Here is a 21034-nt window from a genome sequence, read left to right as displayed (position 1 = left end):
GCCTACCATGCAGTATCGCGTCAGAAGCCTCGACCCATGCAGCACCTCAGCTTTCCCGATGGCAGCACCTGCCCCGCGCTCGGCCTGGGCACTTGGCGAATGGGCGAATCGAAGCGTGAGCGTGCGGCCGAGGTGGCCGCCGTGCGCCTCGCGCTGGAGATCGGCTACCGCGTCATCGACACCGCCGAGATGTACGGCGAGGGTGGCGCGGAAGAGGTCGTCGGCCAGGCGCTCGCCGAGGCGATGCGCGCCGGCGTGGTGACGCGGGACGAGGTCTTCGTCGTCAGCAAGGTCTATCCGCACAACGCCAGCCGGCAGGGCGTGCGCGACGCCTGCGATCGCAGCCGGCGCCGCATGGGGCTGGATCGCATCGACTTGTACCTGCTGCACTGGCGCGGCGCACACCGGCTGGCCGACACCGTGGCCGGATTCGAGACGATCATCGAGCACGGCCACATCGCGCGCTGGGGCGTGAGTAACTTCGATGTCGACGACATGCAGGAGCTGCTGGGCGTGCCGGGCGGTGCGGCCTGTGCGGCCAACCAGGTCTACTACTCGCTCGGCGAGCGCGGCGCCGGCTTCGACCTGCTGCCCTGGCTGCAGCGGCATTCGATGCCGCTGATGGCCTACTGCCCGCTCGACCGCGGCCGCATCGCCGGCGATGCGGCGCTGAAGAAGGTGGCCGAGCGGCATGGCGCCACCGCTACGCAGGTGGCGCTGGCCTGGGTGATGCAGCAGCGCGGCGTGATGGCGATCCCGAAGGCGGTGCGCGAGGCGCACCTGCGCGAGAACTTCGCGTCGGCGGCGCTGCAGTTGTCCGCCGAGGACCTGGCGGCGATCGACCGGCGCTTCCCTCCGCCGCGCGCGAAGACGGCGCTGGCGATGAGCTGAATCGACGTGCCAAAGGGCACGCCCCGGGCAGCCGGGCTGCCGGGGCGTACGGTTGCGGTCACAGGCGCTTCACGCCGCTCAGCCAGCCGACCAGCTGGCCGTCGAGGTAGAGCGCGCCTTCCGGGGCGCCGGCCTCGGCGTAGAACTCCAGCCGAGGGTCGGTGCGCTGCCGCGTGCGGCTCATGGCCAGGCGGCGGGCCAGCCGGGCCAGCACGGCACTGGCACTGCGCAGGGCGCCGGCCGCGGCGTGGCGGGCGACAGTGGAGGCGGGTTCCCGTTCGGGGGCCAGGCTCCAGCGGGGGGCTTTCGGACTCATCGGTCTCTCCTTGGCGCGGCGCTCACCGCGCGTCTTTCAGGGGGGGCTGTGTTTCATCTGGTTCAGTTCGCGCTGCAGCGCGCGCCGGCCTTCCTGCCGCATGAAGCGGGTGCCGGGCCGGTGCGTGCCGGCACGGCGGAAGTGGGCGGGCGCCACCAGCGGATTGCGGGGCTTGAGGGTCTTCAGGGCGATCTTCATGAGCGGGTCTCCTTCGGTCGGGGCCTCTCACGGCCCGGAAAGCACAACGGCCCGGGTGCTTGCGCATCCCGGGCCGTGAGGGCTGGTGTTGCCGGTGAGGCAGCTCAGCCCGGAGCGGGTCCGGAACGCACCATGCACGAACCGAGGGTTCGACGCGACGACGGCTGCGCATCGCCAAGGCGGCGCGGGCACATCGAGCTGAGGAACATCGGACGGGTCATCGGGCGCGGAATGGGTGGATCGGAGGGTGTCGCTGCGCAGCGGCCTTCGGCGCGGCTTGCGCAGATGATAAAGGATTGATTATCTTTGGCAAGCCCTTTTGCGCAAGCATCTAGCGCTTGCGTTTGAGCGGCGCCACACCGGTCTGGGTGCGCATCCACAAGTCGGTGCCGTCGTCGCCCGGCCGTGCCGGTGGCTTGCCCGGGGTTGGCGCCGCCGGCGGCGTCGGTGCCGCGGCGGACAGCACCTCGCCGAGCAGGTCGAGCAGGCGTGTGCGGGCGCGCTGAGGGTGGCGCCGGTAGTAGGTCAGCACCAGGCCGACGATGAAACGTTCGTCGTCGTCCTGTGGCACGTTGTGCGGCGGTTCCTCGGGGTCGGGGCCGCCCTTCGATGCCGCTTCGCCGTGCGGTTGGTCCATCCAGCCCGGCGGCTTGTGGCACAGCACCTCGAACTGCCGGGCCAGCCGCTCGCCGATCTGCCGCGAGCGGCTCTTGATCTGGCTCCAGTAGCTGGGCTGGATCTGCAGCCGCTCGGCGAAGCGCCGTTCCAGGCCGCGCAGCGTGGCCGCATCCGGGTGCTTGACGGTGGCGTGGACGAACTCGTCGAACAGCAGCAGGGCGTTGTCGAGGCGGATCTGGGCGACGTCGCGCACACCAGGGGTCATGCCCGGATGATAAAGGCTGCTTGAGCAGGTCAGCGGGGGACAATCCTCGCCGCACCGCAACGGCACCACTTCGAAGGCTCACGATGACCACGCTCGGCACCCCGCTCTCGCCCACCGCCACCAAAGTCATGCTGCTGGGCAGCGGCGAGCTGGGCAAGGAAGTGCTGATCGCGCTGCAGCGCCTGGGCGTCGAGACGATCGCGGTGGATCGCTACGAGAACGCGCCCGGCCAGCAGGTGGCGCACCACGCGCGCACCATCGTGATGAGCGACCCGGCGCAGTTGAAGGCGCTGATCGAGGCCGAGCGGCCGATGCTGGTGGTGCCCGAGATCGAGGCCATCGCCACGCCGATGCTCGAGCAGCTCGAGGCCAGCGGTCTCGTGCGCGTCATTCCGACGGCGCGGGCTGCTCGCCTGACCATGGACCGCGAAGGCATCCGCCGCCTGGCCGCCGAAACGCTGCGCCTGCCGACCAGCCCGTACCGCTTCTGCGACTCGCTGGAGGAACTCCAGACGGCCATCGACGAAGGCATCGGCTACCCCTGCATCGTCAAGCCGGTGATGAGCAGCTCGGGCAAGGGCCAGAGCAAGATCGACGGCCCGGCCGACGTGAAGAAGGCCTGGGACTACGCGATGGCCGGCGGCCGCGTCGCCAAGGGGCGGGTCATCGTCGAGGGCTTCATCGACTTCGACTACGAGATCACGCTGCTGACCGTGCGCGCGATGGACGAGCGCGGCGGCGTGCAGACGCAGTTCTGCGAACCGATCGGGCACGTGCAGGTCAGCGGCGACTACGTCGAGAGCTGGCAGCCGCAGCCGATGAACGAGGCGGCGCTGGAGCGCGCACGCCTGATCGCCGAAGCGGTGACCGACGACCTCGGCGGCCTGGGCCTCTTCGGCGTCGAACTGTTCGTCAAGGGCGACAAGGTCTGGTTCAGCGAGGTCTCGCCGCGACCGCACGACACCGGCATGGTGACGATGGCCACCCAGTGGCAGAACGAGTTCGAGCTGCACGCTCGCGCCATCCTGGGCCTGCCGGTGGACACCACGCTGAAGAGCCCGGGCGCGAGCGCGGTGATCTATGGCGGTGTCGACGCTCAGGGCATCGTGTTCGACGGCGTCGACGCGGCGTTGCGCGTGCCGGGAACGGAACTGCGCCTGTTCGGTAAGCCGGAGAGCTTCGTCAAGCGTCGCATGGGCGTGGCGCTGGCGCGGCATGACGATGTCGAGGTGGCGCGCCAGCGTGCCAAACAGGCGGCGGCCTGCGTGCGGCCCCGGGCCGTTCAGGGCAGCTGACGCTCCGGGTCTGTCGCTTTCGGTGCTAGCCGGCAGAATTTCGTCACGTTCGAGACGGGTGGCGTCAGAAATGGGCGGGCATTTGGTTAACCTGTCGTCAGAACGAGAGGGACATGCAAGTGAACGCCACACTCTGGATCGGCTTGGCCACCATCGCGCTGATGCTCGGCGTTGCGATCGGCTGGGGATTGGCGCGCTCGCGTGGCGCCGCTGAGCAACTCGCACGCGCCGAAAAGGCCGAGCGGGTGCTCAAGGAGGAGGCTGCACGTGCCCAGGCGGCCATCGCCGCCGCAGCAGCCCAAGCCAGTCGCGATGTCGCGGCGTTGCAGGCCGAGATGGCCAGTCGCGTCGAGCGACTCACCGCCGAACACCGCGCCGAAACCGAGAAGCTCGCCAAGCACCTTGGCGATGCCTATGACGAACTCGACAAGCTGCGTGTGAAGACCAGCGCAGCCGCCGGGCAGCCGCACACCGATACCGGCTACGGCTTCCCGGCGACGATGCCGCTGGGCGACCTCTGAATATTCAGCGCACCGACAGGCGAGTCGTCTTCGGCGCGTCCTTCTTCGGCAAGGTCAGCGTCAGCACGCCGTCCTCGAACTTTGCGTCGGCCGAGCCGGAATCCACCGCCTGCGGCAGCTCGAAGGAGCGTGCATAGGACTCGTAGCTGCGCTCGGTATAGAGCACGCGCTCGCCGGACTTGCGTTCGACCTGATTGTTGACCTTGGCCGAGATGGACACGTAGGCGCCGTCGATGTCGATGGCGATGTCTTCTTTCTTCGCGCCGGGCAGTTCGGCGCGCACTTCGTAGTTGCCGTTGCGCTCGGTCACCTCGAGCCGGGCGCGCGACACCAGGGACTGCGCGGCGCGGTTGCCGACCCAGTCGGAAAACATCGCGTCGACCAGGCTGAACGGGTCGCGCGAAGCGGGCGTGACTTGCGAAGTGGGACGTTGCAGGACAGAGAACATGGTGAACCTCCTTGGCTGAACGAGGCGGCCTGTTGCCACCGACATTCACAACATGGGGCACCGCCAGCGCCGCTTCAAGGGGGTTGTCGCGATCCTCTGAGCCGCGTCAAAACGACCCGCGCACTCACTCGTCGTCCTTCAGCTTGTACTGGCTGGCCAGCTGCGCCTGCAGGGTCGGCGGCACCGGCTCGTAGTGGCTCAGCGCCAGCGCGTAGCGGCCCTGGCCGCCGGTCATGCCGTTCAGCCGCGCCTGGTAGCCGTTCAACTCCGACAGCGGCACCTGTCCGTTGACGACGATCGAGCCCCCCGTCAGCGACTGCGTGCCGCTGACCTGCCCGCGCTTGGCCGACAGGTCGCCGGTGATGTCGCCCATCGCATGCTCGGGCGCGGAGATCTCCACCTTGACGATGGGCTCCAGCACGATCGGCCGGGCTTTCAGCACGGCGTCGATGAAGGCTTTGCGGCCGGCGGTGGCGAAGGCGATGTCCTTCGAGTCGACGCTGTGCGACTTGCCGTCGTAGACGATCACGCGCACGTCCTTGACCGGGTAGCCGGCCACCACGCCGGCGTCGAGCGCGTGGCGTACGCCCTTCTCGACCGCGGGGATGAATTGCGTGGGGATGGTGCCGCCTTTGACCTGGTCGACGAACTCGAATCCGGCGCCGCGCGGCAGCGGCTCGATCTTCAGGAAGACTTCACCGAACTGCCCGGCGCCGCCGCTCTGCTTCTTGTGCCGGTGGTGCCCTTCGGCTGGCGCGGTGATGGTCTCGCGGTAGGCGATGCGCGGCGGCCGCGTGTTGACCTCGCACTTGTAGACCTCGGTCATGCGCTCGAGCAGGGTGCGCAGGTGCAACTCGCCCAGGCCGTAGACCACCGTCTCGTTGGTCACCGCCACATGCTCGACCTTCAGGCACGGATCCTCGTCGACCAGTTTCTGCAGGATTTCCCACATGCGCTGCTCGTCGCCGCGGCGCTTGGGCTCGATCGCCAGGCCGTGCACCGGCACCGGGAAAGGCAGGGCTTTCAGGTGCAGGTGGTCGTCTTCGGCAGCATCGTGCAGCACCGCGTCGAAGTGCATCTCGTCGATCTTGGCCACCGCGCAGATGTCGCCCGGCAGGCCGCAGGGCACTTCGACATGCTCCTTGCCTTGCAGCATGAACAGGTGGCCCACCTTGAAGGGCTTGCGGCCGTCGCCGATGTACAGCTGGCTGTCCTTCGTCACCGTGCCCTGGTGGATGCGGAAGATGCCCATGCGGCCCACGTACGGGTCCACCGTCACCTTGAACACGTGGGCGATGACGTGCTTGGCCGGGTCGGGGTCGGCATGCAGTTCGGCGGCGGTTTCGCCTTCGCCTCTGTAGAACTGCGGCGGGTTGCCCTCGCCGGGGTGGGGCAGCAGGCGCTCGATCACGTCGAGCAGTTCGGCCACGCCGGCGCCGTTGCGCGCCGACACGAAGCACACCGGGATCAGGTGCCCTTCGCGCAGCGCCTGCTCCAGTGGCGCGTGCAGTTCGCGCGGGTCGACATCGCCGTCGTTGAGGTAGCGGTCGACGAAGGCCGGATCGACCTCGACGACCTGCTCCACCAGCGCGCGGTGCGCGGCGGCCACCGATCCGAAGTCGCTCTGCCCTTCGGTGTTGAAGAAGCAGTCCACCACCTTCGTGCCGCCGCCGGCCGGCAGGTTCAGCGGCAGGCATTCCTTGCCGAAGGCAGCGCGGATCTGCTCCAGCAGGCCCGGCAGGTCGACGCCCTGCGCATCGATCTTGTTGACGATCACCATGCGGTCCAGGCCACGGCCCTGCGCCCATTCCATCATGCGTGCGCTCATCATCTCGATGCCCGAGGTGGCATTGATGACCACGGCGGCGGTTTCCACCGCCTCCAGCGCCGTCATCGACTGGCCGACGAAGTCAGGGTACCCCGGCGTGTCGATCAAGTGGATGCGCGTGTTGTGGTGCTCCAGGTGCATCACAGCCGAGTTCAGCGAGTGCTGCGCACGCCGCTCCATCGGGTCGAAATCGCTGACCGTGGTGCCGCGCTCCAGGCTGCCCGGCGCGCCGAGGGCGCCCGCGCGGTGCAGCAGGGCTTCGGCCAGGCTGGTCTTGCCCGACGCTGTCTGGCCGACCAGCGCCAGGGTGCGGATGCGCTCGATGGCGCCGGTGTCGGGGGTGGGGGTCGTGGCGGGCATGACGCGCTCCTTGTTGAGGCGCGTCTCCTGCGCCAGGGGTGGGCGGGAAGGTTCAGACCAGCGTAAATCAATGCGGCGTGCCCGGCAAGCCTTGCCGTCAAGTGCGGGCCGGATCAGGCTGCCGTGACATGTGCCACGGCCGGGCAACGCCTGTGAACTGCGCCGCAAGATACCGATAGCGGCCGCTTTCGCCGGCAAGTGATCTCCGCACGCAGCGCACCCCCGCGTTCAAGGGGTTCGTGCGGCGGCGCCTTGCTGCGTGTGAAGGATGCCCCACAGAGGCCGCCTCAGAACTCGTTCAATGCCGTCACGGATTCGAATCCGCCCCCGGCCCGACGAGGCCAAGATCACATAAGGAACGTCGCCATGGATCACACCGCCACCACCGCCCAGTCTTCTCCCGCCCGCGCCGCGCGCGTCTGGATCGCCGTCGGCTTCGCCAGCGTGGCGATCGCCGCCGTGATGTCGAACGCCGGCGCCGTCACGCGCACCGCCGAGCAGTCGGCTGCCGGCGCCGTCATCGCGCTGCCGTCGCAGGCGATCGTGTCGTCGGAGCAGGTCGACTGGAGCAAGGTCCAGACCGCGAACATCACGCCGGCCGAATCCGTCGCCGCGTACGACCGCTGAACTCCCGCTCGGGACTTCGCTACTGGAACGCCACCTCGGCGAAGCTGCGCAGCTTGCGGCTGTGCAACTGGTCGACGCCCTGATCGCGCAGCTTCTCGATGGCACGGATGCCAATGCGCAGGTGCTGGTCGACCCGCTCGCGGTAGAAGGTGTTGGCCATGCCCGGCAGCTTGATCTCGCCGTGCAGCGGCTTGTCGCTCACGCACAGCAGCGTGCCGTAGGGCACGCGGAAGCGGAAGCCGTTGGCGGCGATGGTCGCGCTTTCCATGTCGAGCGCGATCGCGCGTGACTGCGAGAAGCGTCGCTCCGGCGTCGTCGGCACGTTGCGCGAGGGCAGCAGTTCCCAGTTGCGGTTGTCGGTGCTGGCCACCGTGCCGGTGCGCATCAGCCGCTTGAGCTCGTAGCCCTTCAACTGCGTGATCTCGGCCACCGCCGATTCGATCGCCACCTGCACCTCAGCCAGCGGCGGGATCGGCACCCACAGCGGCAGCTCCTCGTCGAGCACGTGGTCCTCGCGCACATAGCCGTGGGCGAGCACGTAGTCGCCGAGCTGCTGCGTGTTGCGCAGGCCGGCGCAGTGGCCGAGCATGATCCACGCATGCGGGCGCAGCACCGCGATGTGGTCGGTGATCGTCTTGGCGTTGGCGGGGCCCACGCCGATGTTGACCATGGTGATGCCGGCGTTGTCGGGCCGCACCAGGTGGTAGGCCGGCATCTGGGGCAGCCGCGGCGGCGCGGTGCCGAGCTCGTCGCCCGGCCGCGCGGGCAGGCCGGCGCGCCGCGTCACCACGTTGCCCGGTTCGACGAAGGCCACGTAGTCCTGCGCGTGCGCGCTGCTGGCCATGGTCTCGTGGCCCAGGCGCACGAACTCGTCGATGTAGAACTGGTAGTTCGTGAACAGCACGAAGTTCTGGAAATGCTCCGGCGCCGTGCCGGTGTAGTGGCGCAGGCGGTGCAGCGAATAGTCGACGCGCGGCGCCGTGAACAGCGACAGCGGGTGCGCCTCGCCGCGCCGCGGCTCGTGCGTGCCGTTGGCGATGCCGTCGTCCATCGCACCGAGGTCGGGCAGGTCGAACACGTCGCGCATGCGCTGGCGGCGCTCCGCGCTCAGGCTGCCTTCGACGTGGTCGCCCTCGGCAAACGAGAAGTGCACCGGGATGGGCTGCGTGCCGGTGCCGATCTCCAGCGACACATGGTGGTTCTTCAGCAGCAGGCGGAACTGCTCGAGGTAGTAGTTCGAGAACAGGTCCGGCCGTGTCAGCGTGGTCTCGTAGGTGCCCGGGCCGGAGACGAAGCCGTAACTCAGCCGCGAGTCGGCGCGCGCCACGGTATCGGTGTGCACGCGCACGAAGGGGTAGCAGGCGCGAACCTTGCTGCCCACCTCTTCGCCGGCGACGAAGCGGTGCAGCGTGTCGCGCAGGTGGGCGATACCGGCTTCATAAATGGCGCGCACCTGGGCCAGGGCGCGCTCGGGGTCGTCGAAGCGGCTGGGGGCGACGAAGGCGGGTTCGGAGCTCATGGGTGGCGGCGTTCAGGCTGGTTCACGGACCGATTGTGGCGGCGAATGGCATTGCGGCGATCTTGTTGGATGTTCGTCGGCTGACATATCTGGCGGCAGAAGAAGATTCGGCCGATTTCGCGCCTCGTCGAGATTTGTAGCGAGTTATTCCACGCTGCCCTCGATAAGCTCACGCATCGATTTTGCAAGGAGTGGCGGGCATGAAGGTCATCGTTCTGGGCAGCGGCGTCATCGGTGTGACGAGCGCGTGGTTTCTGGCGCAGGCCGGCCACGAGGTCACGGTGATCGACCGCCAGGACGCGGCCGGCAAGGAGACCAGCTACGCCAATGCCGGCGAGGTGTCGCCGGGCTATTCGGCGCCCTGGGCCGGGCCCGGTGTGCCGCTGAAGGCGATCAAGTGGCTGCTCATGCAGCACCGCCCGCTGGTGATCCGCCCGCACCTGGACATGGGCCTGGTGCGCTGGGGCCTGTCGATGCTGCGCAACTGCACCGCGGCGCGCTACGAGATCAACAAGGGCCGCATGGTGCGACTGGCCGAATACAGCCGCGACGTGCTGCGCGAGATGCGCTCGAGCACCGGCATCGGCTACGACGAGCGTTCGCAAGGCACGCTGCAGCTGTTCCGCACCCAGAAGCAGCTCGACGGCACCGGCGCTGACATCGAGGTGCTCAAGCGCTACGGCGTGCGCTACGAACTGCTCGACCGTGCCGGCTTCATCCGCCACGAGCCCGCGCTGGCGCGCGTACAGGACAAGTTCGTCGGTGGGCTGCTGCTGCCCGGCGACGAGACCGGCGACTGCTTCAAGTTCACGCAGAACCTGGCCGCGATGGCCGCGCAACGCGGCGTGCAGTTCCGCCACGGCACCTCGATCGAGCGGCTCGAAACCTCGGGCGGCCGCATCAGCGGCGTGGTCACTGCGGCGGGCACGCTGAAGGCCGATGCCTATCTGCTCGCGCTGGGCAGCTACTCGCCGCTGCTGCTCGCGCCACTGGGCATCCGCATCCCTGTGTACCCCGTCAAGGGCTACTCGATCACCGTGCCGATCACCGACGCGAGCGGCGCGCCCGAATCCACCGTGATGGACGAGACCCACAAGGTCGCCGTCACGCGCCTGGGCGATCGCATCCGCGTCGGCGGCACGGCCGAGCTGGCCGGCTACACCCTCGCGCTGCACGAGCCGCGCCGGCGCACGCTGGAGCATGTGGTGACCGACCTGTTCCCGGCCGGTGGCGACGTGTCGCGTGCCGAATTCTGGTGCGGCCTGCGGCCGATGACGCCCGACGGCACGCCCGTGGTCGGCGGCACGAAGCTGCCCAACCTCTACCTGGCCACCGGCCACGGCACGCTGGGCTGGACGATGGCGGCCGGCACGGGCCGCGTGATGGCCGACCTGATCTCCGGCCGCACACCGGCGATCGACATGTCCGGCCTGACGCTCGACCGCTACCCGAACGCCTACGCCTGATCTTCCTCGGCGTTGGCAGGGAACTGCTTGCGCTGCGCCTTGGTGGTGACGACGCTGACGGCGGCGACGCGCACGCGCACCTCGAAGCGCCGCATGGGCTCCAGCGGCTCGCCGTCCGCGGCCAGCGGCAGTTCGTCGTCGCTCTCGATCTGCAGGTCCTGGAACTTCCAGGTCTGCACCTTCGTGTTCGACAGATGGGTGCCCTTGAGCAGCCTCGGCAACATCGCCAGCGTGCCGATGCGGCCGAAGTGGCCCGCCAGGAGCAGGTCGAGCTTGCCATCGGCCACCCTGGCACCCGGCACCGCGGGCATGCCGCTGCCGTAGCTGCGCGTATTGAGCACCGATGCGAAGATCACCTCGCCTTCGTGGGCCGGCGCACCGTCGAGCGCGATGCGCACGCGGTGGGTTCGAAGCGAACCCAGTTCGCCCATCGTCGCCCACACATAGCGCGACGTGCCGCTGAGCCAGCGCGGGCTCTCGATGGCGCGGCGGCCGACGGCGGCATCGAATCCGGCGGCCAGGCTGGAGAAGAACGGCACGCGCTGGCGCGGCGTGACGAGTTCGCCCACATCCATGCGCCGTGTCGGGCCGCGCAAGGCCAGGTCGAGTGCCTTGGCCCACGGCAATTCGGCGACGCCGAGCGCGCGGGCCGTGTCGTTGCCGCTGCCCAGCGGCACCACGCCGAGCGCAAGCCGGTGCGTGAGCAGCACGGGCAGCATGTGGTGCAGCGTGCCGTCACCGCCGATCAGCACCACGCGGCTGCTGCGCGGCAGGCACTGGAGCGTGGCGCGCGAGCGCTCGATGCTGTCGGATTCCACCAGTGCCACACCAGGGGCATGGGCCGCGAGCCAGCTGCGCACCGGCTGCGCGAGCGCTGCCGCCTGCCCGCCCGCGGCGCGCGGGTTCAGCAGAACCATCGTCGGCCGATCGGGACGAAGGATCTCGGGCTCGGGCTCTTGGGCGGTCCGGGTCGAGGGAGTGGCCAGCATCGGCTGGGAAGCCTATCGCAATTTGTGATGCGCTCCACGGCTGGCTGGCTGCTCCGCGCAAAATCGCACGCTTGTTCCACCCCGAGCGAACCATGCTGGTCGTCCACAACCCCGAGCACGCCCGCCACGCCGGCCGCCACGAGATGTTCCGCGGCCGACTGGTGGCTTGCCACGAGGTGCCGCAGCGGCTTGACCACGTGCTGGCCGAACTGCGGCGCCGCGGCATCGGGCCGCAGCTCACGCCACTCGACATGCATGCGGGCGAGGATGCCGCCTTCGAGGCGCTGCTGCGGCGTGTGCACGCGCCGCGCTACCTCGACTTCCTCGCGCGAGCCTGGAGTGATTGGGTAGCGCTGGACCCGGCGAATGCCGGACTCGACGCATTGCCTTCCGTGTGGCCGGTGCGCGGTTTCCGTTCCGACGTGGAGCCCGACAACTTCGCGGCGCGACTGGGCCTGTATTCCTTCGACGCCGGCACGCCGCTGACCGCCGGTACGTGGCTCGCCGCACGCACCGGTGCGCACGGCGCGGTGTTGGCCGCGCGGGCAGTGGCCTCGGGCTCGGTGCTTTCGGCCTTCGCGCTGAGCCGCCCGCCCGGCCACCATGCCGGCGCCGACTTCTTCGGCGGCTACTGCTTCCTCAACAACGCGGCGCTGGCGGCGCAGACGCTGCGCGACAGCGGCTTCGCGCGTGTCGCGGTGCTCGACATCGACTACCACCACGGCAACGGCACGCAAAGCCTCTTCTACGAGCGCGCCGACGTGTTCACCGTCTCGGTCCACGGCGACCCGCGCACCGAGTACCCGTTCTACCTCGGCCATGCCGACGAGCGCGGCGCCGCTGACGGCGAGGGCTTCAACCTCAACTTGCCGCTGCCGCGCGGTACCGGTTTCGCCCGCTGGCACGATGCGCTGGTACAGGGCGTCGACGCGGTGCGTGCCTTCGGCGCCCAGGCCCTGGTGGTGGCGCTCGGCGTCGACACTTTCGAGGGCGACCCGATCTCCGGCTTCCAGCTGCACAGTGCCGACTACCTGCAGGTCGGCGCGAGCCTCGCCACGCTCGGCCTGCCCACGGTGTTCACCTTCGAGGGCGGCTATGCGGTGGCCGAGGTCGGCGTGAACGTGGCCAACGTGCTGGAGGGTTTCGGCCGCTGAGCCCGCTCAGTCGACCCGCTCGGCGCCAGTGAGCAGCGCCACGAAGCGGTCGATGCCGATATTGCCGCCCGACAGCGTGACGCCCACCCTCCGGCCGCGGAAGCGTTCGCGGTGGTGCATCAGCGCCGCCAGTCCACAGGCGCCCGACGGTTCCAGCACCAGCTTCATCCGTTCGAAGACGAAGCGCATCGCCTCCACCACCACCGGGTCGGGCACGGTGAGCACGTCGGTGACCAGGGCCTGGATCACCTCGAACGGGTGCTTACCTGGCGACTGCGTCTGCTGCCCGTCGCAGATCGTTCGCGGCACGTCGATGTGCACGAGTTGGCCGCTGCGCAGCGATTGCTGCATGTCGTTGCCGCGCTCCGGCTCGGCGCCGAACACATCGATGCCGGGCAGCAGGTGTTTGGCGGCCACCGCGCAGCCCGACAGGAAGCCGCCGCCGCCGGCGCAGACGATCAGCGCATCGAGCGGCCCCGCATCCTCGATCAGCTCCAGCGCCGCGGTGCCCTGGCCGGCCATCACCGGCAGGTGGTCGTAGGGCGGGATCAGCGAGGCGCCACGCTCCTTCGTCAGCCGCGCGGCGATCTCGGCGCGGTCTTCCTTGTAGCGGTCGTAGACGATCACCTCGGCGCCGTAGCCGCGCGTGGCGGCGAGCTTGAGCGCCGGCGCGTCTTGCGGCATCACGATGGTGGCGGCGCAGCTGTGCAGCCGCGCGGCCAGCGCCACCGCCTGCGCATGGTTGCCCGACGAGAAGGCGACCACGCCGCGAGAGCGTTCGTCGTCGCTGAGCACGTTGACCGAGTTGTAGCCGCCGCGGAACTTGAAGGCGCCCATGCGCTGAAGGTTCTCGGCCTTCATCAGCACCTGCATGCCGAGCAGCTCGTCGAGCGTGCGCGAGCTGACGACGGGGGTGCGGTGGGCCACGCCCTTCAGGCGGGCGGCGGCGGCTTCGATCTCGGCGAACTGGAGCATGGCGGTGTGGGCCTCGGCGGGTTGTCCCGGGCGCGACCACTGTAGCGCGTGCGCCGGCGCTACAGTGGCCGCCGGAGGATTGCATGACCCAGGAGATCCGTTCGCCGATGGCCGCCACGGTGGTCGAGATGGCAGTGAGCGCCGGGCAGGCGGTGCGTGCCGGCGATCTGCTGGCCATCGTCGAGGCGATGAAGATGGAGCACGAGGTGCGCGCGCCGCACGATGCGCGCGTGCTGGCGCTGCTCGCGCGGCCCGGCGAACTGGTCGGCGAGGGCGACGGCCTGCTGCGCCTGGGGCCGGTTGAGTTGCGCGACGCGAATACAGTGGCCGAAGCGCCGGTGGCCCCCGCGGCCACTCTGCGCGCCGACCTGCGCGAATACTTCGAACGTGAGGCGCTGCTCCACGATGCGGCCCGCCCCGAGGCCGTGGCGCGCCGCCATGCCAACGGACAACGCACGGCGCGCGAGAACGTGGCGGACCTGTGCGACCCCGGCAGCTTCGTCGAATATGGCGGCTTCGCCTACGCCGCGCAGACGAAGCGCCGCAGCGTCGACGAACTGATCCGCCAGACGCCGGCCGACGGCATGGTCACCGGCGTCGGCAACGTGGGCGGCCGTCGTTGCGCCGTGCTCGCCTACGACGCCACCGTGCTGGCCGGCACACAGGGCCTGCGCAACCACCAGAAGACCGACCGGCTGCTCGCGCTCGCGCTCGACCAGCGCCTGCCCGTGGTGCTCTTCGCCGAAGGCGGCGGCGGCCGGCCGGGCGACACCGACATGCCCATCGTCGCCGGGCTGCACGTCACCACCTTCGCGAGTTTCGCGAAGCTCTCCGGGCAGGTGCCGGTGGTTGGCATCGCGGCGGGCCGCTGCTTCGCCGGCAACGCGGCGCTGCTGGGTTGCTGCGACCTGATCATTGCCACGCGCGACAGCAACATCGGCATGGGCGGGCCGGCGATGATCGATGGCGGCGGGCTCGGCCGCTTCCGGCCCGAAGACATCGGCCCGGCCGCGCAGCAGTCGGCCAACGGCGTGATCGACGTGCTGGTCGACGACGAGGCCGCGGCCGTGGCGGCGGCCAAGCGATACCTCGGCTACTTCGACGCCGAGCCGCGCCACGGCGAGGCGCCCGATGCGCTCGCGCTGCGCGGGCTGCTGCCCGAGAACCGCGTGCGCAGCCACGACATGCGCGCCGTGATCGCGGGCCTGGTCGACCGCGACACCGCGCTCGAGCTGCGTGCCGGTTTCGGCATCGGCATCCACACCGTGCTGGCGCGGCTGCACGGCCGGCCGGTCGGGCTGATCGCCAGCAACCCGCTGCACCTGGGCGGCGCGATCGATGCCGACGCGGCCGACAAGGCGGCGCGCTTCATGCAGCTGTGCAACGCGCACGGGCTGCCGATGGTCTCGCTGATCGACACGCCAGGCTTCATGGTCGGCCCCGACACCGAAGCGCGAGCGCAGGTGCGGCATGTCAGCCGAATGTTCGTTGCCGCGGCGCACCTGCGCGTGCCCTTCTTCGCCGTGGTGATCCGCAAGGCCTACGGGCTGGGTGCGATGGCGATGGCGGCCGGCGGCTTCCATGCGCCTCTGGGCATGGCGGCGTGGCCCAGCGGCGAGTTCGGCGCGATGGGACTGGAAGGCGCGGTGCGCCTGGGCTATCGCAAGGAGCTCGAGGCATTGCCCGAGGGCGAGGCTCGCGAGGCACGTTTTCGCGAGCTGCTTGAGCGCCAGGTCGCCGACGGCCGCGCGCTGAACATGGCGGCCACGCTGGAGATCGATACCGTCATCGACCCGTCACGCACGCGTGACTGGCTGCTTCAGGGGCTGTCCGGCGCGAGCCTGCGGGAGCGCATGGCTCCCGGCATCGACCCCTGGTAGGCGCCGGTTCACACGCGCGAGGGCAAGACGTAGCATCGACAGCCCCCACCCACAATCACAGGAGACACGACATGGCCGCCAACGACACCTGCTGCACCCTGGTTCCGTATTTCAAGGTCGCGCCCGGCAAGATGGCCGAGTTCAAGGCCCTGTGCGACACCTTCGTCGCACGCACGCGCACCGAGCCCGGCTGCGTGCACTACGCCTTCTCGTTCAGCGGCGACGAGGCGCATTGCCGTGAAGGCTACGACGATGCGGCTGCTGTGCTGGCGCACCTGGACAACGTCGGTGCCACGCTGCAAGAAGCGCTGAAGATCGCGCAGATCACCAAGCTCGAAGTGCATGCGCCGGCAGCACAGATCGAGAAACTCAAGGCGCCGCTGGCCGCGCTGAACCCGCAGTGGTTCACCGTGGAGCTGGGCTTCCGCCGCTGATGTCGATCGCCGACAAGCCCCCGCGGCCCTCCGCCACCGTGGTGGTGGTGCGCGACGGCCCGGTCGGCATCGAGGTGCTGCTGCTGCGCCGCGCCGAGCGTGGCGACCACAACAGCGGCGCCTGGGTGTTCCCGGGCGGGCTGGTGGATGCGGCGGACCGTGCAGCGCAGCCGTTCTGCCGCGGCGTGGAACCGGCTGAGGCCGATGTGCGCCTGGGCGTGGCCGCGCATGCGCTGGACTACTGGGTGGCAGCGGTGCGCGAATGCTTCGAGGAGGCGGGCCTGCTCTTCGCGCGCGACCCCGCTGGCCGGCCGCTCGCGCCCGATGCGGCGCGCGACACCCGCCTGCAGGCCTGGCGCGGCCCGCTGCAGCGCGGCGAGCAGTCGCTGGCCGCGCTGTGCCACGAAGAAGCGCTCACGCTGGACGTCGACCAGCTCGTCTACTTCAGCCACTGGGTCACGCCGGTCGGCCGCCCCAAGCGCTTCGACACGCGCTTCTTCATTGCCCGCGCGCCGCAGGGCCAGACGGCGGCGCACGACGACGGCGAACTCGTCGAGCAACTCTGGCTCGCCCCGACCGCGGCGCTGACGCGCACCGAGCCCCTCAAGCTGCTCACGCCGACGCAGAAGACGCTGGAGGCCATCGCCCGCTTCGACAGCGTCGATGCCTTGCTGGCCTGGGCGCGCGCGCCGCGCGAGGTGCCGCTGATCCAGCCGCAGATCGGCACCGGCCGCGACGGCACCCGGCCGGTGACGCCGGACGAACCGGCCTTCGCGGAGCTGCGCCGCATCGACCCCGGCTGCCAGGGCTTCGCCTCCTACGACATCAACCCGGGCGTGGCGGTGCGGCTGTCGGCGCACCTGATCCGCGTCACCGCTCACAACGGCAGCGTGATGACCGGCCCGGGCACCAATACCTATCTCGTCGGCGGTGGGCCGAGCAACGAATGGGCGGCCATCGATCCGGGGCCGGCCGACCCGCAGCATGTGCAGGCGATCCTCGCTGCGGCGCCGGGGCCGATCCGCTGGATCTTCGCGACGCACACGCACCTCGATCATTCGCCGGCCTGCGCGCTGCTGCAGCAGCACACGGGCGCCACCGTGCACGGCCGCATCGCCGACCACCCCGAGTGGCAGGACGCCAGCTTCGCGCCTGAGCGGCTTCTGGTCGGAGGCGAGCGCTTCGAGCTGGACGCGGGCGTGACGCTGAGCGCGATCCACACCCCTGGCCATGCCTCCAACCACCTGTGCTACCGGTTCGACGAGGAGAAGACGCTCTTCACCGGCGACCATGTCATGCAGCTCAGCACCGTGGTCATCAACCCGCCGGACGGCGACATGGCCGCCTACCTCGCCTCGCTGCGCGCGCTCTGTGACGAAGACCTGGACTGGCTCGCGCCCGGCCACGGGTTCCTGATGGCGCGGCCGCGCGCGGCCTTCGAGAAGATCATCGCCCACCGGCTGCAGCGCGAGGCCAAGGTGCTGGCGGCGATCCGCGAGCTGGGCTCGACGGACGAGCCCGCGCTGCTCGCGCGCGTCTATGACGATGTGCCCGAACGCATGCATCCGATGGCGCTGCGCTCGCTGCGGGCGCACCTGATCAAGCTGCGCGGCGAGGGCCGCGCCCAGCCCGCCTGATCAGACGCGCTCGAAGATCGCGGCGATGCCCTGGCCGCCGCCGATGCACATCGTCACCAGGGCGTAGCGGCCCTTCACGCGCTGCAGCTCGTACAGCGCCTTGGTGGTGATGATGGCGCCGGTCGCGCCGATCGGGTGGCCGAGCGAGATGCCCGAGCCGTTCGGGTTCACCTTGGCCGGGTCGAGGGCGAGTTCCTTGACCACCGCGCAGGCCTGCGCGGCAAAAGCTTCGTTCGACTCGATGACGTCGAGGTCGCTGACCTTCAGGCCGGCGCGGGCCAGGGCCAGCTTCGTTGCCGGCACCGGGCCGATGCCCATGATGGTGGGCTCCACGCCGGCGTGGGCGTAGGCCACCAGGCGCGCGATCGGCTTGAGGCCCTGCGCCTTCACCGCGTCAGCGCTGGCCAGCACCACGGCGCCCGCGCCGTCGTTGATGCCCGAGGCGTTGCCGGCGGTCACCGAGCCGTCCTTCTTGAACGCGGCGCGCATCTTGGCCAGGGTCTCCATCGTCGTGCTGGCCTTGACGTGCTCGTCGGTGTCGAAGGAGATGTCGCCCTTCTTGCTGGCGATCACCACCGGCACGATCTGCTCCTTGAAGCGGCCGGCGGCGATGGCGGCGGCCGCGCGCCGGTGGCTCTCCACCGACAGCTCGTCCATCATCGTGCGGCTGATGCCGTACTGCTCGGCCACGTTCTCGGCCGTCATGCCCATGTGGATCTTGTGGAACGGGTCGTGCAGCGCGCCGACCACGAAGTCGAGCATCGGGCTGTCGCCCATGCGAGCGCCCCAGCGCGCCTGCGGCAGCAGGTAGGCGCCGCGGCTCATGGATTCGGCGCCGGCGCCGACCGCCACTTCGCAGTCGCCCAGCGTGATCGCCTGCGAGGCCGAGATGATCGCCTGCAGGCCCGAGCCGCACAGGCGGTTGACGTTGAAGGCCGGTGTCTCCTTGGGCAGGCCGGCGTTCATGGCGGCCACGCGGCTGAGGTAGGCATCGCGCGGTTCGGTCGGGATCACCGTGCCCATGGCCAGATGGCCGACGCTCGCCGCGCCGGCGCCGCTGCGCTCCAGGGCCGTCTTGACAGCCAGCGTGGCCAGGTCGGACAGCGGAACGTCCTTGAGCGCACCGCCGAAGGTGCCGATGGCGGTGCGGGCTGCGCCGACCACGAAAACGTCGCGGGGAAGGGCCATGGTGATGTCTCCTGCTATGGGTTTGGAATGGGCGCAAGTTACGCCGCAATCGATACAGCCGGCTTACAGGCGAGGCGGCTCGTGGGCTGCTCGCTGCCTCAGCCGCCGGACAGGGCGAGCGGATCGTCGGCGCGGTCGCTGCTCAGGTGCGCGGTGCAGTCGATCCGCAGGGCTCGCGGTGCCGTGTCCGGGCCGGCGGGGGCGACGATCTCCGTGACCGATGCATTGGCGATGCGCGCCGGCAGCGTGGTGCCGGGAGGCAGCCTCACGCGGCGGGCCAGCAGGCTGTGGATCACGAGACCGTGCGTGACGAGCACGAACGTGCCGCCGGTCGCCTGCGCGGCGATCAGCGCCGCGTCGAACGCCCGGTCGATGCGAGCCTCGAAGTCGGGTACGGATTCGCCGCCGGTCGGCGCTTCCTGCATTGCCAGAGGGTCGAAGCCGAGGCTGTCATAGGGACGGCCGCGCAGATCGCCGAAGTTGCGTTCGTGAAGCAAGGGTTGCGGCAGTACTGCGAGGCCGCAGGCTCCGGCGATCGCATCGGCGGTCTGCCAGGCGCGCGGCAGATCGCTGGACCAGAGCGCGCTCAGCGCTTCGGCACGGAGCCGTTCGGCCACGGCACGAGCCTGTAACAGGCCTCGCGGGCTCAGGGGGGTGTCTGGCGGCTGCATGACACGAGCCGCATTCAACGGCGTTTCACCGTGCCGGACCAGCAGCAGCCGCATCGGCCGCCCGGCGGCCGCAACCCGCTCAGCGATGGCGGCGGATCGGCAAGGGCTGGGGAGCGTTGGCTACGAGCCGGCGCAGGCGCTCGGCGCCGGTGAAGGCCAGCAGAACCGGCAGCAACACCATCGCGGCGAGTCCGGCGGTCAGGAACACAGGCAGGGTGATGAGCAACAGCATCACCGTGGCGACGTGGCGCCAGTTCAGGCCAGCCTGCGGACCCCCTTGAAACCTGGCGGTCCGGGCGGTCTGGCCGATGGCGACGACTTCTTGGCGCATGGGCTGGCTTTCAGGTTTTTGCTGGTTTCAACCTTAGTGGCATGTGCCCCCCCCGAACAAGGGGGGCATCCACCTTCATTTGTTACGAAGTGTGAGCCATTCACATCGTTGTCATTCGTGGCAACTTCCGCACGGGGGGGCAGAAATGGCGGCCCCAAGGCGTGCTGTTGTGCCGAACGGACGGCGGTCGGGCTGTCGACAATGGCTCGGCCCGCGCGCGCAAATGTGCTTCGGGCGAGCCTTGACTGCCATGACCGTCGACATCCGAACCCTGCTGATTGCCTTGATGATCAATCTGGTCACCATCGCGCTGGCCCTGCCCGCCGTGATGGGCCGGGTGAATGTGCCTGCGCGGCGCGCGCAGTGGTCCGCCGCATTGCAGGCGGGCGGCTGGGTGCTGATCCTGCTGTCCGGGCTGGTCGAGCGAGGCAGCGCCGTCGACTGGGCGCTGTCTTCCGCGTCGATGACTTGCATGGCCGTCAGCCTGGCCTTGCTGGGCGCCGCCTTCGATCTGTGGTGCGGCCGGCGCACGCACGACCGCTGGCTGGGTGCCCTGGCCGTGCTGATGCCGCTGGGCTATGCGCTGGGTTTCTCGAATTACGCCTTCCGTGTCGGCTGGGCCAACGGGCTGCTGGCGATGCAGATGATCCTGGTGGCCGTTGCCGTGGGCCGGTTACCGGCGCTGCCGGTGGGGCGCTGGCGCTGGCTGGTCGTCGCCAGCATGCTGGCCCAGGCCGTGGTGACGCTGTGGCGCGGCGTGCTCGGCGCCTTCTTCACCGACGCCTACCCGCGTTTCCTGACGCCGCATCCGGTGAACCATGCCTCGGCGGTGGTGGCGCTGGCGACATCCATGCTGACGCTGGTGGGCATTCTGCTGGCACACCGCGACGAAGCTGCCCGCGAACTCGAGCGCCTGGCCACCCTGGACGGCCTGACCGGCGTGTTCAACCGCCGCGCCTGGCTCGATCTCGCCCGGGCGCGCTTTTCCGCCAGCCTTCGCTACGGGCACACGATGGCGGTTCTGATGATCGACCTCGACCACTTCAAGCAGATCAACGATGCCCACGGCCATGATGCCGGTGACCGGGCGCTCGCGCTGGTCGCGCGCGAGATGCAGGCCGCAGCACGTGCGGGCGACATCGTCGGCCGCTACGGCGGCGAGGAGTTCTGCGTGCTGATGGCACAGGCCGACGACGAGGCGGCGCGCCGCTTCGACCAGCGCCTGCGCCGGCGCCTTTCCGAGGTGGCCATGGCCGAACTCGGCTTCGAGATCGGCTACAGCGCCGGCGTGTCGCACTGCCGCGACGCCGGCGACAGCCTGGACGCAATGGTCAAGCGCGCCGATGCCGCGCTCTATCGTGCCAAGGACGCCGGCCGCGCGCGCACGCTCGACACCTCGTTCGGCGTGCTGCAGGCGGCCTGA

General features: G+C 69.8%; 20 protein-coding genes and 1 pseudogene. 10 read left to right on the top strand and 11 right to left on the bottom strand.

Translation table 11 applies throughout. The annotated features are described in order from the left end of the window. Nucleotides 1-36 precede the first annotated feature (36 nt). Nucleotides 37-891 carry an aldo/keto reductase gene (locus HZ992_RS20505; protein WP_209383659.1) on the top strand — a complete coding sequence of 285 codons (855 nt, stop codon included), beginning with the start codon at nucleotides 37-39 and terminating at the stop codon, nucleotides 889-891. Between the two features lie 58 nt (nucleotides 892-949). Here HZ992_RS20505 and HZ992_RS20500 read toward each other — a convergent pair whose 3' ends face one another. The 3 genes from HZ992_RS20500 to HZ992_RS20490 form a co-directional block, all read right to left on the bottom strand. Further along, complete coding sequence (locus HZ992_RS20500; RefSeq protein WP_245213141.1) at nucleotides 950-1207, bottom strand: hypothetical protein; 258 nt, start codon at nucleotides 1205-1207, stop codon at nucleotides 950-952. A gap of 36 nt (nucleotides 1208-1243) precedes the next feature. Continuing rightward, nucleotides 1244-1405: a hypothetical protein gene (locus HZ992_RS20495; protein ID WP_209383658.1), complete on the bottom strand. Its 162-nt coding sequence runs from the start codon at nucleotides 1403-1405 to the stop codon at nucleotides 1244-1246. 331 nt (nucleotides 1406-1736) lie between these two features. Continuing rightward, on the bottom strand, nucleotides 1737-2288 hold the full coding sequence (locus tag HZ992_RS20490) for a hypothetical protein (protein ID WP_209383657.1): 552 nt from the start codon (nucleotides 2286-2288) through the stop codon (nucleotides 1737-1739). Between the two features lie 83 nt (nucleotides 2289-2371). Between HZ992_RS20490 and purT the strand changes: the two genes are divergently transcribed. Together purT and HZ992_RS20480 are read left to right on the top strand one after the other, a co-directional pair. Continuing rightward, a complete protein-coding gene (gene purT / locus HZ992_RS20485; protein WP_209383656.1) occupies nucleotides 2372-3583 on the top strand; it encodes a formate-dependent phosphoribosylglycinamide formyltransferase in 1212 nt (403 codons plus the stop codon). 143 nt (nucleotides 3584-3726) lie between these two features. After that, entirely contained in the window at nucleotides 3727-4104 is a 378-nt protein-coding gene (locus HZ992_RS20480) for a hypothetical protein (RefSeq protein WP_209383655.1), read from the top strand. Between the two features lie 4 nt (nucleotides 4105-4108). On the opposite strand, the gene HZ992_RS20475 is transcribed toward HZ992_RS20480, so the two are convergent. Together HZ992_RS20475 and fusA are read right to left on the bottom strand one after the other, a co-directional pair. Further along, nucleotides 4109-4552, bottom strand: a complete 444-nt coding sequence (locus HZ992_RS20475; protein ID WP_209383654.1) for an Hsp20/alpha crystallin family protein — start codon at nucleotides 4550-4552, stop codon at nucleotides 4109-4111. A 124-nt stretch (nucleotides 4553-4676) separates the two neighbouring features. After that, entirely contained in the window at nucleotides 4677-6740 is a 2064-nt protein-coding gene (fusA, locus tag HZ992_RS20470) for an elongation factor G (RefSeq protein ID WP_209383653.1), read from the bottom strand. Nucleotides 6741-7106: 366 nt separating this feature from the next. On the opposite strand from fusA, the gene HZ992_RS20465 reads away from it, so the two are divergent. Continuing rightward, nucleotides 7107-7367 (top strand): hypothetical protein, encoded by a 261-nt coding sequence (locus tag HZ992_RS20465; protein WP_209383652.1) that lies wholly within the window; start codon nucleotides 7107-7109, stop codon nucleotides 7365-7367. Between the two features lie 19 nt (nucleotides 7368-7386). On the opposite strand, the gene HZ992_RS20460 is transcribed toward HZ992_RS20465, so the two are convergent. Next, the gene (locus HZ992_RS20460; RefSeq protein WP_209383651.1) at nucleotides 7387-8886 is read right to left on the bottom strand and encodes an AMP nucleosidase; all 1500 of its coding nucleotides are present in this window, start codon (nucleotides 8884-8886) and stop codon (nucleotides 7387-7389) included. A gap of 182 nt (nucleotides 8887-9068) precedes the next feature. Here HZ992_RS20460 and HZ992_RS20455 point away from each other — a divergent pair, with 182 nt between their 5' ends. After that, nucleotides 9069-10352 (top strand): D-amino acid dehydrogenase, encoded by a 1284-nt coding sequence (locus HZ992_RS20455; protein ID WP_371816757.1) that lies wholly within the window; start codon nucleotides 9069-9071, stop codon nucleotides 10350-10352. Here the strand turns inward: HZ992_RS20455 and HZ992_RS20450 are convergent. After that, nucleotides 10343-11269, bottom strand: a complete 927-nt coding sequence (locus HZ992_RS20450) for a diacylglycerol/lipid kinase family protein (protein ID WP_209383649.1) — start codon at nucleotides 11267-11269, stop codon at nucleotides 10343-10345. The two genes, HZ992_RS20455 and HZ992_RS20450, sit on opposite strands and share 10 nt — an antisense overlap. Nucleotides 11270-11433: 164 nt before the next feature. Here HZ992_RS20450 and HZ992_RS20445 point away from each other — a divergent pair, with 164 nt between their 5' ends. Continuing rightward, complete coding sequence (locus HZ992_RS20445; protein ID WP_209383648.1) at nucleotides 11434-12495, top strand: histone deacetylase family protein; 1062 nt, start codon at nucleotides 11434-11436, stop codon at nucleotides 12493-12495. A gap of 6 nt (nucleotides 12496-12501) precedes the next feature. Here HZ992_RS20445 and HZ992_RS20440 read toward each other — a convergent pair whose 3' ends face one another. Next, the gene (locus HZ992_RS20440) at nucleotides 12502-13470 is read right to left on the bottom strand and encodes a threo-3-hydroxy-L-aspartate ammonia-lyase (RefSeq protein WP_209383647.1); all 969 of its coding nucleotides are present in this window, start codon (nucleotides 13468-13470) and stop codon (nucleotides 12502-12504) included. A 47-nt stretch (nucleotides 13471-13517) separates the two neighbouring features. Between HZ992_RS20440 and HZ992_RS20435 the strand changes: the two are divergent. The 3 genes and pseudogenes from HZ992_RS20435 to HZ992_RS20425 form a co-directional block, all read left to right on the top strand. Beyond that, nucleotides 13518-15350, top strand: a pseudogene (locus tag HZ992_RS20435) (carboxyl transferase domain-containing protein); the annotation flags it as partial. Between the two features lie 71 nt (nucleotides 15351-15421). Then, nucleotides 15422-15784, top strand: a complete 363-nt coding sequence (locus HZ992_RS20430; RefSeq protein ID WP_209383645.1) for a putative quinol monooxygenase — start codon at nucleotides 15422-15424, stop codon at nucleotides 15782-15784. After that, a complete protein-coding gene (locus tag HZ992_RS20425; protein ID WP_209383644.1) occupies nucleotides 15784-17421 on the top strand; it encodes an MBL fold metallo-hydrolase in 1638 nt (545 codons plus the stop codon). The genes HZ992_RS20430 and HZ992_RS20425 overlap by 1 nt, the downstream gene beginning before the upstream one ends. On the opposite strand, the gene HZ992_RS20420 is transcribed toward HZ992_RS20425, so the two are convergent. From HZ992_RS20420 to HZ992_RS20410, 3 genes are all read right to left on the bottom strand, one after another. Beyond that, a complete protein-coding gene (locus HZ992_RS20420; RefSeq protein WP_209383643.1) occupies nucleotides 17422-18609 on the bottom strand; it encodes an acetyl-CoA C-acyltransferase family protein in 1188 nt (395 codons plus the stop codon). Between the two features lie 98 nt (nucleotides 18610-18707). Continuing rightward, nucleotides 18708-19334 (bottom strand): histidine phosphatase family protein, encoded by a 627-nt coding sequence (locus HZ992_RS20415; protein WP_209383642.1) that lies wholly within the window; start codon nucleotides 19332-19334, stop codon nucleotides 18708-18710. A 25-nt stretch (nucleotides 19335-19359) separates the two neighbouring features. After that, on the bottom strand, nucleotides 19360-19611 hold the full coding sequence (locus HZ992_RS20410; protein ID WP_209383641.1) for a hypothetical protein: 252 nt from the start codon (nucleotides 19609-19611) through the stop codon (nucleotides 19360-19362). Between the two features lie 250 nt (nucleotides 19612-19861). Between HZ992_RS20410 and HZ992_RS20405 the strand changes: the two genes are divergently transcribed. Beyond that, entirely contained in the window at nucleotides 19862-21034 is a 1173-nt protein-coding gene (locus HZ992_RS20405) for a GGDEF domain-containing protein (protein ID WP_209383640.1), read from the top strand.

Origin of the sequence: Rhizobacter sp. AJA081-3, assembly GCF_017795745.1 — a bacterium.
In the GTDB taxonomy this organism is placed as follows: domain Bacteria; phylum Pseudomonadota; class Gammaproteobacteria; order Burkholderiales; family Burkholderiaceae_C; genus Piscinibacter.
Note: the sequence above shows the minus strand (reverse complement) of the source record. Positions and strands in the feature narration are given on the sequence as shown.